The sequence below is a fragment of the Psychrobacter sp. Choline-02u-9 genome (assembly GCF_002836505.1).
In the GTDB taxonomy this organism is placed as follows: domain Bacteria; phylum Pseudomonadota; class Gammaproteobacteria; order Pseudomonadales; family Moraxellaceae; genus Psychrobacter.
Genome location: NZ_PJBF01000058.1, coordinates 25,992 through 43,085 on the forward strand (window position 1 = coordinate 25,992; position 17,094 = coordinate 43,085).

Here is a 17,094-nt window from a genome sequence, read left to right on the forward strand (position 1 = left end):
CTAACGCTTCGTACTAAAAAATGGCAGGGGTAGCTGGACTCGAACCAACGGATGTCAGGATCAAAACCTGATGCCTTACCAACTTGGCTATACCCCTATTGTGGCGACCTATTATAAGTAAATTTTCAGATTTTGCAAGTCATTTGCGGCTTTTTCTGGTATTTATTCATCATAGGTTACTGCTGGCGCTATTTTAGCAAATTAAAATAGGCAATCCTACCGTTGTCATTATTTAGATGATAAGAAATCTAAAGGTTGTATATGCTATTTTAAGTTTCCAACGACATATGCCGCACAAGGCGCATCTGTAATCCACTTCGCCACAAGCTTTTTATCAGTGGCTACGCTTGCATCTAGAGGCAAAAATACCGCACTACCAGAACCAGTCATGCGTGGGCGGCTCAGTGTTTGCGCTTCTAACCCCTGTAGATAACTTAAGGCATCTGCAACAGCAGGAGCAAGGCTTGTGACCACTGGGGTAAAGACATTATGATAAGGCGTAGTGAGCGTTTGTACATATTCAGCGTATTGGTTTTGGATAGTTGCAACCGATAGGGGCGCGATATCTCGCTGTAGTTTAGGATGCGCAAATAGCTTGGCAGTATTGACATGGGCATTAGGTGTTAAGATTAAGTACTGCTGGTCAGGCAGGTCGATGGCAGTCAATTCTTCACCAATACCCATGGCAATAGCGTCTTGGCCAAAGATAAATATAGGTACATCCGCACCTACAGTTGCGCCAATCTTTATAAGCTCATCACAGGTAAAATTAAGCTGCCAATTCTCATTGAGCACTAGCATAGTCGTTGCTGCATTAGATGAGCCACCGCCTAGACCCGCGCCCATTGGCAAGTGCTTATCTAAAGTAACATGCACTTTTGCCAACTGCTCAGGTAAAGTATTTGACTGTCTGGCAAATGCTAGCAATGCGCGTGCTGCTTTGAAAATTAAATTGTCTTTTATACTAATAGTGATAGCCTCTGCACCATCCAATATCAGTAGCTGATGACAGAGTTGATTAGCACTTAATTCACTAGCTATAGTAGAAATCACAGCATCATCACTGACCGAAAAATGCAAGTAATCGCCCCAGTCAAGCAGGCGAAATACCGTTTGCAAATTATGATAGCCATCGGCACGTTTACCCGTGATGTGCAAAAACAGATTGAGTTTTGCAGGTGATAAACGAGTAATCGTAGAAGCAGATGATGCGGCTATATTTTCAGTCATATTTTTTATCATAAGGTGCAGTTATAAACAGCTATCTTAATTAGCAATAATGATTTTTAGCGTAGTTCATATCATCAACCAGTGATGGATTAATGGTTGATCGTCATTACAACTTTGTTGCCTTGAGGCTGTACTGCACTAATTTTACTAGGTAACTTATCCGTACCTTTATAAGTAAAGTTGGCTGTCCACTCACCATTGACTGAGCTAACTAAACGGCTCTGATCATCCAGTTGTGGCGCACTATCTGAAGGTGCTGGGCGACCAGAAATCCAGTAAGGCATTTGTGAAATTGGCGCTTGCCAACCAGTAGCTTTCTTTAGCAAGGTTTCAGGGTCGTCAGCGGTCAAGGTACCTGTCTTTTCGCTAACCAGAGTAGCGGTCTGACCATTGTATTCAATGTTGGTTTTACCAATACCGAGTGCGCCAATTAATTCAATGGCAAATCGGTCATTTTGCTGACCCCATGCATAAAATGCACTACCACCTTGAGTACCTGTCGAATCATTCGCAGGTGTCGTCACTCCAATTTTACCGGTAATATTAAAGCTCTCTAGCTTTTTAGGTTGGTCAGCGTTTTGACCTTGTACCGTCGTTGTCGGTTGGTTGGTCGCGTTGGCTGTTTTTAATGACTGACAACCAGAGGTAATGACCATTGCTGCAGTCATAGCAGTAAACAGAGCCAATTTATTTGGTTTATAAGAAGTGATTAATGCTGACATAATAGTTTCTCAAAATGGAAAGATGAACAAAGATATTAGCTTAAGCGTTATTTGTTGCTCGGTTATGCATGGCTGTTAGCTTCTTATAACGACCTTGTAATTTATAAATGCTTCGTTATTTATAAAAACCTTATCAGCTATCATATCTCTGTGACTACAAAACTCGAATAACATATCCAAAATCAGCGCTATTAATACAGCTGTATGCGGTCATTAATATTATGCTGTCCAAATGAGAAGCGCTGCTGCAAGTCGGCGAGTAATGCCTCAACTTTTTCATTGTTACCTAAGCCTTGGTAGGCGCGCAATAACAGCGTTCCTGAGCGCAGAGTTGGTAGCACATCATAAGGTGTCTGTAGATAGTCAATAACCTGCTGATAGTTCTCTTTGGCCAATGCATTGCCCGCCAAGACATTTAAGGCTTGCAGATGTAGGTCGTTATCATAACGTGGGTCATCATAGCGAATCTGAATAATTGCGGTAGCTAGCGCCAGACCTTGCTCTGAACTGCGCTCATTTGCCAACAGTAACTGTGCATAGCTCAACTGATAGGATAAATTGCTAGGATCTAATGCCTGCAAGTGATTCAACAAGGTGCGCTTAACGACATAGTCTTCTTTATCATCTAACAGCTGAGCCCGTGCAAAGAGTAGCATCTCATTGTCAGGATATTTACGAGCGGCACGAGTTAGTAGACGCAGTGCTTCATCAGATTCGTTTTGTTGCCACAAAATATCGGCTTGCATGACAAAAGTGTCAGGCGCGAATACCGTGAAGTCTTTGCGCAGCTTCTCTAAAGTCGCGATTGCCCCATCGATGTCATTATCGAGTAATTCAAACGCCACTACCTTTCTACGCGCTTCTAATACCAAATCCTCTTGCATGACGCCATTGAGATAGTATTTGGCTTGATCGAACAACTGCTGACGCTCAGCACTGATACCCAGATAATAATAGGCTTGATCAAGATAAGCTGGACTCTTGGCAAGCATATTGAGTAGCTCATCGGCACTAGCGTACTCTTCAATATCCAAGCTCACTAAGGCTGCGAGCAGAGTAATCTCAGAATCATCACTGAAGCGGCTATGTGCTTCAAGTAGTAACTTCCAAGCTTGTTCGCTTTGCTTTAAATCTAATAGATAGCGAATCTCATATAAATATAAGCTTTTGCTATCAGGGTTGCGTAGACGAGCTTGACTGACATAATTGATGACGGTTTCTGCGGTCACAATTTTACGCAATATATCCGCTTTTAACGTGATAAAAGGCACATAGTCTGGCTGACGCTCTAGCGCTCGATTAATATGAACAATAGCGACTTCAGGTTCGTTAAACTGATAGAGTAAACCCGCTTTTAACACTGACAATGAGGCATTTTGCTCGCTATCTAGTGGCTGCAACGCGGCAAGAAGCTCACGTTTGTCATCATCATTATTTGGGTAAATGCCTATAAGGATTTCGCTTAAGTCTGCGCGTGGGTCATAGCGCAAGATGCGGTTTAAAGTCTCGCCTGCTAATATATAGTCATGGGCACGTAAGGCCAAATGCGCGACATAAAACCACGCAGGCACATGGTCAGGGTTTTGGTCCTGCCATGTCTTGGCAAACTGTAATGAGTCTTCAACCCTTTCGTTACGCAACGACAGGCTAAGCGCTCTCTCAAACACGGCTGTGGCATCTTCTTTAAAAGACTGTTGCTTATAAATAGAGACCGCACGTCGTTTGTCATCGCGATCGGCAGCAAACTCGGCATCCAGTAGAGCGTACAAGCTTGGTTCACTCAGCTCAGGTTGCCATAAGCTGGCTGGTGCTAAGCCATTAATATTTTTTACGTTTTCTATAGTAAGCGTATCTTCATTATAAGGTGTATCAATCGGAGCACTACTATCATTTACTTTATTGCCATTTGGTTTATCGGCAGTTACCTTATTGGCAGCTGATTTAGTATCGGTAGCAACGGATACGTTAGGAATTTTTGTTTCTAGCAATATATCGGGATGGCTAGCATGAACAGGGGCTGCTAAACACAGGCACACAGCTAGAGACAACGCTAGCTTATACCGTTGACACAGGCGCTTAATAGCGACATGCAATAAAGCACGGAAGCTAGAGTATTCGCTATAGGGATGTGGTGACCGAAGTAATGACCCAAAAAAAATCATAGATAGCCGTATTCGCCCATGGTTTACCTACACAGATAAGGCAAGTTTGTTTTAATCATTTCAAGTTAGATATTGGCAATATGTACCCATGACAAACATTATAAGAGTAGACCGATGAGATAAACAATAGCATCCGTGTTACTCAGATAGTGGCATGTCTGACCGTATGAATATGCTACTAGTAGCGAGTACGTTACCAAAGAACGATACTGAAGATAATTAAATATAGATAGGTCTGTCGAACTGAATATTATAGAAATATAACAAGTTAAGATAGAGTAAGCGAATGATCTAACATTATATTATTGACCATAAGTCAAAACTCAGCTATTGATTTTATAAATCGTATGAGTAGTTGATTTGTTACATTTGCGACCAGATACAGAGATATGGTTATCATAGATGGGTGAGTGTTAATTAAAGCCCGCAATAATGATATAATAGGCGGTTTTTAGGGTCTTCCTTTTTAGCGCTGTCGTCAAAAACTGTCTTTTAAAAATAATAAGATAGCGTAAGGGGCAACTGAGCGTCATGTTTATGGTCTATCGATAATGAGATTAGTGGTCATTGGGGTCAATCACAAAACTGCACCAGTCGCTCTGCGAGAGCGCTTGGCGCTTGTGGGTGACGATGTAAATGTCGCACTCAAACAAATAGAAGCCTTTACTGATGGTAGCGTGATCGTCTCTACTTGTAACCGCACCGAAATCTATGCGCTAGTGCCGCACACTTCAACGTCGCAGCCCGCTAATAGCCAAATATCTGACTCACAATCATCCGATATACAGGATGTCAAAGCCGCAGGGCAGTTATCTAATAATGCTTTTAGTAGTAGCATGAATATCTCGTCTGCTGCGATTAGTGCGCATATTACCAAAATCAAAACGTGGTTGGCTGACTTCAAGCAACTACCACTCGTTGATATTGATCCTTATCTCTATGTACATCGTGATACTCATGCATTGACTCATTGGTTAAGAGTGGCAGCTGGTCTCGATTCTATGATACTGGGTGAGCCGCAGATTCTCGGGCAAATCAAAAACTCTGTGCATCTGGCTCAAGACCAAAAAGTACTCAGTAATCAGCTCGGTTGGATCATCGATCAAGTATTCGCTGCCGCCAAACGAGTGCGTAATGAGACGCAGGTTGGCGCCCAAGCCGTATCGCTTAGCTTTGCCGCAGCCAAATTGGTCACACAAATATTTGATGATTTACCCAGTCGTACTCTACTGGTTGTTGCCGCAGGCGAGATGAATCGCTTGGTTGCCACCCATATCGCAGGGCTAGGGGTCGGACGAGTCATTATCTGTAACCGTAATCCCGAACGTGCCGAAGCGTTAGCGGCTGAACTACGTGGCCCTAATCGCCGCGTAGACGTTAGACCTTTACAGGAGTTGCCGCAAGTATTGGCAGAAGCCGATATTGTCAGCAGTTGTAGTGGCAGTATGGATTTGTTGATTGATAAGACAATGACCATACAAGCGCTCAAGCGTCGCCGTTATCAACCAATGCTTATGATAGATTTGGCCGTACCGCGCGATATCGATTCAACCATTAGCCGTATCGATGATGTTTATCTGTACTCTGTCGATGATTTGCAGCATGTGATTGCAGGTAATATCGAGCAGCGTCGCCAAGCCGCAGTGGATGCTGAGCTGCTAGTGAGTCAATTGGTGGTTGAGATAGATCGCCGCTTTCAGGTTCGCCAAGTTGGTAAAGATATTCAGCAATACCGCGCGTGTACTCAAGGTCAGGTGGATAAGCTGCTGCATGAATCTATTGCTAAGCTGCAACAGGACGATGTCAGTCCAGAAGATATCATCACTGAGCTATCGCGACGTTTGACTCAAACACTGACCCACGCACCATCGAAACTGATGCGCAAAGCCGCACGCGAAGGCGATAGTGAGTTGCTAGACTTCGTGGTGTCAGGACTACAAGATGCTCATCGCGGGCATTGATGTTTTTATCGTGGCTTTATAAATCAAAATTTATCAATCAATCAATACCTACCAATAAATGCTCGATAGCGCAAGTCATATCGTTGCCTGAGCGTATCGTTGTCAACCTTAAGCATCAGTGCTAATATCAAGCTCTCATGGATGGCTTAGGTCAAGATATGTGCTGGTGTTTGCTCGTAATATGACTACAAATATATTAACTTAACGTTAGTAGACCTCATCAGTGTTCGTTGTTTTTTGTTCGTTTAAAGACAATGTATCTCTAGACAGCGCAAGACCTCACCATCAAAATAATAGCACTTGATTATAGTGCTATCTAATCCATGTCCTATATTATCTAACCATACACTAGGAGTGTTCAATGCCTGCATTACGTCAAGATATCGATCCAAACGGCTTATTAGAGTATTCAGTGGTTTATACCGATCGTGCGCTGAACCATATGTCAAAAGCCTTTCAGCAAGTGATGAACGACCTATCTAGTGACCTAAAATCTGTGTATAACGCTGACGCAGTGGTGATCGTTCCTGGTTCTGGTACTTATGGTATGGAAGCAGTCGCTCGCCAGTTGGCAAATGATGAAGACTGCCTAATCATTCGTAATGGTTGGTTCAGCTATCGTTGGACGCAAATCTTAGAAAAAGGCAAAATCGCCAAGTCATCTACAGTGCTCACGGCCAATCGTGCTGATGATAGTGAGTCGCCAAAGCCGTTTGCTCCAGTCGATATCGACGTTGCTGTAGCTAAAATCAGAGAAGAAAAGCCAGCAGTTGTATTTGCGCCGCATGTTGAAACCTCATCGGGTATCATCTTATCAGATGACTATATCAAAGCGTTGAGCGAAGCTGTGCATCGCGTCGGCGGATTGTTAGTCATTGACTGTATTGCTTCAGGCTGCGTCTGGCTAGACATGAAAGCATTGGGTATCGATGTACTGATTAGCGCACCGCAAAAAGGTTGGAGCAGTACACCGAGCGCTGGTTTGGTCATGCTAAGCGATGCGGCTGTCACAAAAGTAGACAGCACTGAGTCAGATAGTTTTAGTATCGATCTAAAGCAATGGTTGAATATCATGCGTGCCTACGAGAACGGCGGTCATGCCTATCATGCAACGATGCCGACAGACAGCTTGCGTCAGTTCCGCGATGCCGTTAATGAAGCTAAAGCAATTGGTTTTGATAAGTTGCGTGACGCGCAGTGGACGCTTGGCAAACGTATTCGTGAAATGTTAGAAGCCAAAGGTGTTGAGAGCGTTGCTGCTGAAGGGTTTAAAGCGCCTGGCGTTGTTGTATCTTATACCGATCGCGATGACATGCATAAAGGCAGTGCCTTCGCTGAAATCGGGGTGCAAATCGCTGCTGGCGTACCATTGAAAGTGGGCGAGCCTGATAACTTTAAAACTTTCCGTTTGGGTCTATTTGGTTTGGATAAATTGACCGATATCGATGGTACCGTAGCGCGTTTTGAAACGGCACTTGATAAAGTGCTGAGCCAGTAAAGATAACAATTAAAAGGGCTGATAAAGATAGTAACAGGATAGCTTATTAAGTCTTTTTCACCGCCTTTTTTAAAGCCTTTACAGTACAGTCTTTACAGTTATAAAAAATACTGAACCATTAGTGTCATGCTAGGTTCAGTATTTTTTTACCTTTTTTATTATATTTTATAATATAATGTATTTTTATAAATTAATACTCAAGTACGTATTTAATAAACTTAATCAGGTAGTCCGTTATGAGCATACAAATAGACTGGCAAGCATTTACGCCGATCTCCTTAGTTGGGGGTCTAATGCTAGGTGTAGCGACGGTTATCTTACTGCTAGGTATCGGTCGTATAGCAGGTATCAGTGGTATTTTTTCAAGCCTACTAAAACCCAAGCGTGTAGAGATGTGGCAGGTGCTGTTTATACTGGGTTTGGTCATCTCACCACTGCTATATCAGTTGGCAAGACCACTACCTGAGGTAGCTATCAGTACTTCCGTGCCATTATTGATTGGTGCAGGGTTATTGGTCGGCTTCGGCACGCGTTTAGGTTCAGGATGCACGAGTGGGCATGGTATCTGTGGTAACGCACGGCTGTCTCCACGGTCATTGGCAGCGACTGTCACCTTTATGCTGTTTGGGATTTTGACCGTTTATATCGGTCGTCACGTACTAGGCCTACTATAGCGAACTCATGGCAGATTGCCAGATGAAGACTGATGGTCGGACTCATACGCGAACGACATATGATGGTTAATAAAAGATAATAATAGCGAGATACGACGATGCTAAAAAATATAATCGGATTGCTAGCAGGACTGCTGTTTGGACTGGGACTACTGGTGTCAGGTATGACTGATCCTATAAAGGTACAAGGGTTTTTGGACGTATTTGGTGCATGGGATATCTCCCTTGCTCTTGTGATGGGCGGTGGTCTGATTGTCGCTTTCTTCGGTGTACGATTAGCAAAGCGTCAACAAAGCAGCTGGATTGGTACACCGATTGATATGCCAAGCAAAACTGTCATTAATAAAAAATTACTTATCGGTGCGATGTTGTTCGGTATCGGCTGGGGGTTGGTTGGTATCTGCCCAGGACCAGGAATTGTATTGCTCGGTACGGGGCAGTGGCAAGCGTATGTGTTTATTCCAGCTATGATTATAGGAATGCTAGTTTATCAATGGCTTGAGCCTAAGCTTGGCTAACATAACTAGTTCTCTATAAATAGACGAGCGCTCAAAAAAAGGTCAGCTATATGTAGCTGACCTTTTTGATGAATGTTAATTGACGATATGATTTAATAAATAACAGTTTTATTTAGCACTGGCGGTTACTTTTGGCGTTTCGTGTGCCAATGATTTAGCCGCTTGGCGTAGCTCAAACTTTTGAACTTTACCGGTACTGGTCTTAGGTATTTCTGCAAAGACAATATATTTCGGCACTTTAAAACCTGCTAGGTGCTGACTACAATGCTCCATCACCGTATCACGTTGCAGCGTGCTACCGGCGTGAATTTCGATAAAGGCGACAGGCACTTCGCCCCATTTATCATGTGGCGCGGCAACGACGGCACAGCTCTCAATCGCAGGTAGTTTATACAAGACGTTTTCTACCTCGATACTAGAGATATTCTCACCGCCTGAGATGATGATATCTTTTAGTCTGTCCATTATTTTGATATAGCCGTCAGGGTATTTAACACCCAAATCGCCTGTACGGAACCAGCCATCAGCGAATGCTTCTTCGGTAGCCTTATGGCTTTTTAGATAGCCTTTCATCACCATATTGCCACGTAGTGCCAGCTCACCCATCTCTTCGCCATCGGCGGCGACTGGCTCAGTCGTGCCTTGTTTAAATACCTCAAACCCTGTCATTAAGTGTGAGGTCACGCCTTGACGTGATTTTTTTTGGGCGCGGGTAGCGACATCAAGATCATTCCATTCTTCTTGCTCAGCGCAAACGGTCACTGGCCCATAGACCTCAGTCAGACCGTAGACGTGAGAGATATCAAAGCCCATCGCTTCCATTGCTGCCAGCATGGTTTCAGATGGTGGTGCCCCAGCGACCCAGCCTTTGACGGTATGCGTAATGGCTTCCTTGTATTCGGGTTTGCCGCCAGCAATCATATTATGGACGACGGGCGCAGAGCAGTAATGGGTCACTTGATGTTTGGCAATCAGCTGCAATATCAAATCCGCATCAATCTTACGCAAACAGACATTGACCCCAGCGCGCTCGGCGATGCTCCACGGGAAGCACCAACCGTTACAATGGAACAGCGGCAACGTCCATAGATACATGGGGTGTTTGGGCATATCCCAATCCAAAATATTCGACACCGCATTGAGCGTAGCACCGCGATGATGATAAACGACGCCTTTTGGTTTGCCTGTTGTGCCAGAGGTGTAGTTCAGGGCAATAGCATCCCATTCATCCGCTGGCATCTCCCAATTATCCAAGCTGTCTGAACTGGCAACCAATGCTTCATAGCTCATCTGTCCAAACGGCTCGACATCGATAGCATGATCGGTCGCGTGAATGACAATGAGGTTTGGGAAGGTCTCATCGATGATCTCAGCGTGCTCAGCAAACTCGCTATCCAAGATAAGAACCTTGGCCTCTGAATGCTGCAAACAAAAGGTCAGGGCGTTGATATCAAGGCGCGTGTTCAATGTACAGAGTACGCCGCCTGACATGGGTACGCCAAAGGCGCATTCGACCATCGCTGGCGTGTTTGGCAGCATGACGGCGACCGTGTCATTTTTATCGATACCCAATTTGCGCAGGCCATCCGCCAATTGACGGCAGCGCGTATAAGTCTGTTGCCATGTCTGAGTGAGGTGATTGTGCGCAAGGTCATCATAAATGATCGCAGTCTTATCAGGATAAACCTGAGCGCTACGGATAATAAAATCAATAGGGGTGAGCGGTTGATAATTGGCAGCGTTTTTGCCGAGGCCAGTATGAAAATCTGTCATGATGATAATCCTTTATCGTGTTTTTATAACGCGTCAATAGGGTAACGCAGTACCGTAATTTAACATAGAAAGGTGTTAGAATAGTCGATGTTTATCGATTAGTCTAATGGGCGGTGAGGAGAGAGTGATAAAATAGTTCTCTGATTATAAAAAAACATAGTCAACACTGGAGCGGGTTTTACCGTAATAACCTAACGATACGCCACCAGTTCGTGCGATAGTTGGCACACTTCACGATAGTATTCTGACCGTCACCAAATAATGCTCACTCATCAGTCGTTTGTCTGCATAGCTGACAATAATAGCGGTGTGTTACGATACTGATAACGCTACATCTTATAGTATGTCTGTTCTGCAAAAATAGTCCAAAAAAACCATTCATAAGGAAAATGATATGTCTGCCAGCCATAGTGCCAATACGATCCAAACCGCTAGCACCAATGAACACTATCCGCATTTATTTGAGCCGCTAGATTTGGGCTTTACTACGTTAAAAAACCGTATGGTTATGGGCTCGATACATACTGGGCTTGAAGACCGTTTTTATAATTATGGCAAGCTGGCAGCGTATTTTGCAGAACGTGCCAAGGGCGGCGTGGCAATGATGATTACTGGCGGTATCTCGCCCAATCGCGAAGGTTGGTTGTTGCCTGCTGGCGGAACGATGAATACTAAAGCTGACGTTATCAATCACCAGCGCGTCACCCGTGCTGTGCATAAGCACGATAGCAAAATCATCATGCAGATATTGCACAGTGGTCGCTATGGCTATCATCCATTTGCCGTATCATCTAGCCCGATTAAGTCACCAATCTCACCGTTTAAGCCACGCAAGATGAGCATCAAAAACATCGAGCAAACGGTAAAAGACTATGCTCGCTCAGCCAAACTTGCCAAGCAAGCAGGCTATGATGGTGTCGAAATCATGGGTTCTGAAGGTTATCTACTCAACCAGTTTTTATCAAGCCATGTGAATAAGCGTAAAGACATCTATGGTGGTGATATTCATGGTCGTATGAAGTTCGCTGTCGACGTGGTCAAAGCGGTACGCGAGGCGACTGGCGAAGACTTTATTATTCTATTCCGTTTATCAGTGATTGACTTGGTCAAAGACGGTAACGTCATGGATGAAGTCATCACCGTGGCTAAGGCGCTAGAAGAAGCGGGCGTGACCATCATGAACACGGGCATTGGCTGGCATGAAGCGCGTGTGCCGACTATCGTCACTAGCGTACCACGAGCCGCTTTCGTTGATTTCACTGCTGAAATCAAAAAGCACATTAGTATCCCGATGATGGCGGCTAACCGTATCAACATGCCAGAAACAGCAGAAGAAATCGTTGCGACTGGTCAAGCTGATATGATTCAAATGGCGCGTCCATTCTTGGCTGATGCGCATTGGGTCAATAAAGCCAAAAACGGTCAGACAGATCGCATTAACACCTGTATTGCTTGTAACCAAGCCTGCCTCGACCATACGTTCGAAAACAAACGCTCGACTTGTTTGGTCAATCCGCAAGCTTGTTATGAGACTGAACTGGTCTATAAGAAAACCAAAAAACCGAAAAAAGTCGCCGTCATCGGTGGCGGTGTCGCTGGTATGTCAGCCGCTCATGTGGCCGCTTTACGTGGTCATGACGTAACTCTGTTTGAAGCAAAAGACGTGCTAGGCGGGCAGTTTAACTACGCCAAAGTCATTCCTGGTAAAGAAGAGTTCTTTGAAACTATTCGCTACTATATCAATGAGCTTGAGCATCTGGGTGTTGAGATTAAACTGAACACCAAAGTTGATAAGGACATGCTTGAAAAAGCCAAGTTCCATCATGTCATCGTGGCAACGGGTGTCGTACCTAGAAGTCTAGAAGGTAAGCTCGAAGGGGCTGAGCTACCACAAGTCATGAGCTATGCTGAGCTGCTGTCTGGCGAAAAAGCAGTGGGTAATACAGTCGCGGTCATCGGTGCTGGTGGTATTGGCTTTGATGTAAGTGAGTATCTGACAGCCAATCATGGTAAGTCACTGGATGAGATCGGTCCTGAGGGACTAAAAGATCCAAGCTATCGCCCTGAGCCGCAGTCTATCAGCGAGTGGCGCGAAGAGTGGGGCGTGACCAACGATACCGACTATCAGAGTGATGGTGGTCTGGTCAGACCAGCAGCGATTAAACCAATTCGCCAAGTTTATCTCATGCAGCGTAGCAAAGGCCGTCTGGGTAGTGGTCTGAACAAAACCTCAGGCTGGGTACATCGTGCGCATATCAAATCGCACGGCGTGATCCAAGTCGCTGGCGTACAATATGACAAAATTACCAATGAAGGTATTTGGGTTACCAACTCGCAAGGTCAAAGCCAGCTACTCCGTGTCGATAGCGTCGTTGTCTGTGCCGGTCAAGAATCAGTCGTTGAGCTGATGCCAAACGTGGGTGATGCACCAGACGCACAATATCACCTAATTGGCGGTGCTAAGCTAGCAGCTGAACTAGATGCTAAACGTGCGATTCGTGATGGGGCTGAGGTTGCAGCAGCGATTTAAGAGTTAAATAGAAAGTAATTGTGAGCAACTATAAGGCGGCAGGGATACTATTTCCTGTCGTTTTTTTTTGGCTTATAAGCTATATCATAACCTTAGAACATTAATTCGAAACGAATATTTGTAATTCATAATATATAGCAACGGGATAAAAAATTTATGAACAAACTCAGAGATACAATTAATGCATTCAATAACTCAATCACGATTTTAAATAAGGCCTGCTATGATAAACAGAGTTTGTTTTTGTTTTTCACTTTTATAGATCAGCTAGGATGGTTAAGCTCATCGACTGAATTTTCAGATGGGGCTGACTTTCGCAATTGGCTCGAAACTTACTGCGACTTAACTAAGTTAAGATGTACTTCAGTTGATCTATGGAACACTAGATGTTCATTTTTACATATGGGAACTGCTGAACATAAGCACTTCAACAGCAAAAAGCACTTTAGATTGGCTTTTTATCAAAATATAGATTTGTCCGATCAAGAACTTGTTATTGAAGAAAGAAAATACCAAAACCCAACCAAACTGGTTGATGTATTCGACTTATATAACTGCATTAACGATGGAATTGAAGAGTTTATCCAAAATGTAGAAAGTGATCCTTATTTAAAGTCGTCTGTATTGGATAAATGTGAAAAAATGAACAATTTATATATTCTCTAAATAAATAAGCATAAATTTAGCAAGTGTATGTTGAGTTAGAAAGTTGTAACTTGTCTTACAAGTGCATTGAAGAGTGTCTTTAACCTTCCATCTCACCAACCAACCATTTTTCAAAATCACTAACTTGCGCTGCCAACTCAGGTTGTGCTTTTGCTAGGTCATCGAGTTTATCTTGAATCTCAGGCTTATTATATTTAACGCCAGTTAATGCCTCTTTAAGTAGGTCAATAAGCTCAACATTTAGCGCATCAGAGAAGATGACAACTTCGGTAATCGTCGCTTGCTTCACATCCATATGTACATCCATCATGCCCCAATCAAAGCGAGTCTCGATATGATGAGTGAACTCAGGCGTTTTACCAAAGCGCCAATCCCAGTCTGCCATTTGCTGATAGTAAGCGTTTAGCATCGGTTGCTTAGCAAGGCTGGCTTCATCTAACTGCTCAACCTGTGCAGTCTCTCCATGATATTCACAGAACGCTTCGATAATCGCATCAGACAGTATCTCGTGATTGATAGTCTCATTAAAATCTACTAAGTTTGCCACGCGCGCACGTACAGACTTGATGCCTTTTGCTTTAAGCTTTAGTAGATGCGGGTTTAGATAGTCGCCAAGCTTTTGCATATTGGCATTGACCAGCAATGTGCCATGATGAAAGCTGCGATCGGCTGCATGTCTAAATGCGCTGCCCGATATTTTGCGGTCGCCTACCTGCATGTCGTTGCGACCAGACAGCGTAGCGTCTATGCCGAGTTTCTTAAGCGCATTGATGATGATAGTGAAGTTTGCTTCTTGGTCGTAAGCATCACTGGGCGATAAAAAAGTAAAATTGGTATTACCCAAGTCATGGAACACTGCGCCGCCGCCACTCTGACGCCGCGCTAAAAACACATCGTCTGCTTCCATTTTGTCGGTTTTGCACTCTACCCATGGGTTTTGCGAGCGTCCAATAACCACGGTCTCAGAGTTACGCCATAAAAATAGGGTATGCGAGTCGGGATTGAGCGTATTAAATATCCAATCCTCGGTGGCAAGATTAAACCAAGGATTGGTCACAGCAGACTTTAGGATGCGCAGTTTCATGTATTTGACTCTTTAATAAACTGGGTTGGTGAGCAGATTTTATAAATAGGTAGCATCATTCTTACCGATGTAGGTTTGTAATTCAATGGCTGTCGAATAGAGGGAGCGATCTTATCAGTGGCTTTGACAGTGGTGAAGACGTTGAGCATATAGAGAAAACGGTGAAAAAATTTTATAGAGGATGGTGCTAAGGTTGATGCTTCAGTTTTTAGCGGGCGGCAATAAAAGCCAAGCAAAACGCTCAGCTTTATTGCACTATAAATTGCCAGAGTACTTTGTTCTATTTAGCACAAATCTCCCACTGCGATTTTGTACTAAGATAACATTGCATAACTGCTTTACCAGACTGCGCATAAGCATCACTGACGATACGCTGATTGGTTGGCAGACGATATCTGATGATCGCGGGCTCGTCATTGACGGTGGTCGTCCATCCAGTCACTTCATTACGGTCATTATAGTTTGCACTGGTAGAGGTCGCCATTTTGCCAAACCCTGGCAGGTTATAGGAGACCTGTCTAAAACTATAACTCATCGCTGCACCCTCAGCGCCCTCATACTGACAGTTTAGCTTTTTTTGCAGTTTATCTTGTTTATAAACATAGCAAGTGGTCTCATCTGAGAACTGACCAACCCCGCAAAAACCTGCCGTTGCAACTGACATCATACCGATAAATAACGCTATCCTTTTCATAATTATTCCTCAATAATTTATAAATCCTACTAATGATGTTTGCCATCTGTTTTTTGTATTGCCAAATACTAACCAATACTTTTTAGATAGTAGAAAATTAGTGAACAAATATCAACTAATATATTTTGAGAAAATCTTGAATTGATTTATCAGAGCTACTTTTAACAACAGTATTATTAAGAGTAGCTGTTATAAGGTAGTGCTATAAGCAGGATTTACTATGACCGTGGATCTGTTTTTATAGGTATTGAACGGATGACTTACTTAAGGGTGACTTTGGAGTTCTTTAGTATGTGAATAGAAAGGTGCTGGGATAGGCTAAAGTATAAGAAATATAGGATAGGCGCTGCTTACTGTATGGTGCTCAATAAAAGGGATTTGTCCAAATTTACAGATTATCAAAAAGGTGAAAATCTTAAAACTGTGCTAAAAAAATCAATAAGTGGATAAAAACTCACTATAAATTTTATAAAAAATTACCCATCAAACAATTAAAAAGTTATCATCATGAGTTTTTAATCACATGATAATTTTTACAACGCATCAGACGCTTATGACCGACACGAGTTGGTAAACGCAGTCTAAGCGCTTAATAGGATTACCCAATGACCAACCGTGACCTCATCATCTTTGTGACGCTCTCTTTTATGTGGTCACTCTCTTTCGTTTTTTATCGTATTGGCGTGCCTGAGTTTGGCTCATTGGCATTCGCCAGCTTGCGTGTGATATTCGCCGGATTGGTCATGTTGGTCTTTGTATTGCTCAATAAGAAAAACAGAGTAGGCATCAAGGAGCATTGGAAAATGCTAGCGCTCGTTGGCTTGTTTTCAGCAGCGCTGCCTTTTGTGTTGTTCTCGTTTTCCGCGCAATCAGTGAACGCAGGCGTGCTAGCCGTGCTAAATGCTTCTGTACCGATGATGAGTGGTTTTATCGCTAGAGTCTTCTTTAAAGATAGGCTATCGAAAAAACAAGCACTCGGTTTGGTCATTGGGGTGATTGGGGTAATCATACTGATGAGCGAAAGCTTGTTTGGTGGCGGCGAGCCAGGCAAAGGATTGATCGAAGGACTCCTACCGATGGGCTACGCGCTACTAGCCTGTGTAGGTTATGCGCTTGGGGCCAACATCACCAAGAACTATCTGTACGAAGTATCGCCAGTCGCTATCACTGCAGGCTCGCTCATTATCGGTAGTATTATTATGCTGCCTGTGGCTTTTAATGAGTTCCCTTATGGTAAAGATATCAGCATAAAGGCGTGGGTATCCGTGATCTGTATCGGTGTATTTTCGACCGCCATTGCCCTTATCTTTATGAATCAGCTGATTAAAAATATTGGCCCGACGCGCGCCACCAGTATTACTTTAGTCATCCCAATTTTTGCTATTATTTTAGGGTATCTATTGCTTGGCGAGGCGCTAAATATACAAGCTATCATTGGTTCGATTGTGATATTGATCGGCACATATCTGTCATTAGAGCTATCAATTAAGAAAATGCTAAAGCCAAAAGACAAGACTCAGACGAACAATATTTAAGGCTTAGTAAACAGTCTTCGTAGTAAACAGATACGAATATTTGTATA

At 43.5% G+C, this 17,094-nt stretch carries 13 protein-coding genes and 1 tRNA gene; 7 read left to right on the forward strand and 7 right to left on the reverse strand.

What is annotated here, in order from left to right:
- Positions 1–21: 21 nt before the first annotated feature.
- The 4 genes from CXF69_RS10260 to CXF69_RS10275 form a co-directional block, all read right to left on the reverse strand.
- Positions 22–97: transfer RNA gene (locus CXF69_RS10260), tRNA-Gln, on the reverse strand.
- A gap of 167 nt (positions 98–264) precedes the next feature.
- Entirely contained in the window at positions 265–1,230 is a 966-nt protein-coding gene (gene ispE, locus CXF69_RS10265) for a 4-(cytidine 5'-diphospho)-2-C-methyl-D-erythritol kinase (protein ID WP_102078617.1), read from the reverse strand.
- A gap of 89 nt (positions 1,231–1,319) precedes the next feature.
- On the reverse strand, positions 1,320–1,952 hold the full coding sequence (gene lolB, locus CXF69_RS10270; RefSeq protein WP_102078616.1) for a lipoprotein insertase outer membrane protein LolB: 633 nt from the start codon (positions 1,950–1,952) through the stop codon (positions 1,320–1,322).
- A 191-nt stretch (positions 1,953–2,143) separates the two neighbouring features.
- Complete coding sequence (locus tag CXF69_RS10275) at positions 2,144–4,114, reverse strand: tetratricopeptide repeat protein (protein WP_102078615.1); 1,971 nt, start codon at positions 4,112–4,114, stop codon at positions 2,144–2,146.
- Between the two features lie 551 nt (positions 4,115–4,665).
- On the opposite strand from CXF69_RS10275, the gene hemA reads away from it, so the two are divergent.
- The 4 genes from hemA to CXF69_RS10295 all read left to right on the forward strand — a co-directional run bounded on the left by hemA (position 4,666) and on the right by CXF69_RS10295 (position 8,765).
- Complete coding sequence (hemA, locus tag CXF69_RS10280; RefSeq protein WP_102078614.1) at positions 4,666–6,075, forward strand: glutamyl-tRNA reductase; 1,410 nt, start codon at positions 4,666–4,668, stop codon at positions 6,073–6,075.
- Positions 6,076–6,436: 361 nt separating this feature from the next.
- Complete coding sequence (locus CXF69_RS10285) at positions 6,437–7,573, forward strand: aminotransferase class V-fold PLP-dependent enzyme (RefSeq protein ID WP_102078613.1); 1,137 nt, start codon at positions 6,437–6,439, stop codon at positions 7,571–7,573.
- A gap of 236 nt (positions 7,574–7,809) precedes the next feature.
- Positions 7,810–8,247, forward strand: coding sequence for a YeeE/YedE family protein (locus CXF69_RS10290; protein WP_102078612.1), 438 nt, complete (start codon positions 7,810–7,812; stop codon positions 8,245–8,247).
- Positions 8,248–8,345: 98 nt separating this feature from the next.
- Entirely contained in the window at positions 8,346–8,765 is a 420-nt protein-coding gene (locus CXF69_RS10295; RefSeq protein ID WP_102078611.1) for a DUF6691 family protein, read from the forward strand.
- A gap of 108 nt (positions 8,766–8,873) precedes the next feature.
- Here the strand turns inward: CXF69_RS10295 and CXF69_RS10300 are convergent, their stop codons facing one another.
- Positions 8,874–10,538 (reverse strand): AMP-binding protein, encoded by a 1,665-nt coding sequence (locus CXF69_RS10300; protein ID WP_102078610.1) that lies wholly within the window; start codon positions 10,536–10,538, stop codon positions 8,874–8,876.
- 394 nt (positions 10,539–10,932) lie between these two features.
- Between CXF69_RS10300 and CXF69_RS10305 the strand changes: the two genes are divergently transcribed.
- Positions 10,933–13,068: an NADPH-dependent 2,4-dienoyl-CoA reductase gene (locus CXF69_RS10305; protein ID WP_102078609.1), complete on the forward strand. Its 2,136-nt coding sequence runs from the start codon at positions 10,933–10,935 to the stop codon at positions 13,066–13,068.
- Between the two features lie 156 nt (positions 13,069–13,224).
- Positions 13,225–13,734 (forward strand): hypothetical protein, encoded by a 510-nt coding sequence (locus CXF69_RS10310; protein WP_102078608.1) that lies wholly within the window; start codon positions 13,225–13,227, stop codon positions 13,732–13,734.
- Between the two features lie 79 nt (positions 13,735–13,813).
- On the opposite strand, the gene CXF69_RS10315 is transcribed toward CXF69_RS10310, so the two are convergent.
- The gene (locus CXF69_RS10315; protein ID WP_102078607.1) at positions 13,814–14,818 is read right to left on the reverse strand and encodes a lipoate--protein ligase; all 1,005 of its coding nucleotides are present in this window, start codon (positions 14,816–14,818) and stop codon (positions 13,814–13,816) included.
- A 280-nt stretch (positions 14,819–15,098) separates the two neighbouring features.
- Positions 15,099–15,512, reverse strand: a complete 414-nt coding sequence (locus CXF69_RS10320) for a hypothetical protein (protein WP_101205128.1) — start codon at positions 15,510–15,512, stop codon at positions 15,099–15,101.
- Positions 15,513–16,117: 605 nt separating this feature from the next.
- On the opposite strand from CXF69_RS10320, the gene CXF69_RS10325 reads away from it, so the two are divergent.
- A complete protein-coding gene (locus CXF69_RS10325) occupies positions 16,118–17,047 on the forward strand; it encodes a DMT family transporter (protein WP_102078587.1) in 930 nt (309 codons plus the stop codon).
- Positions 17,048–17,094 lie beyond the last annotated feature (47 nt).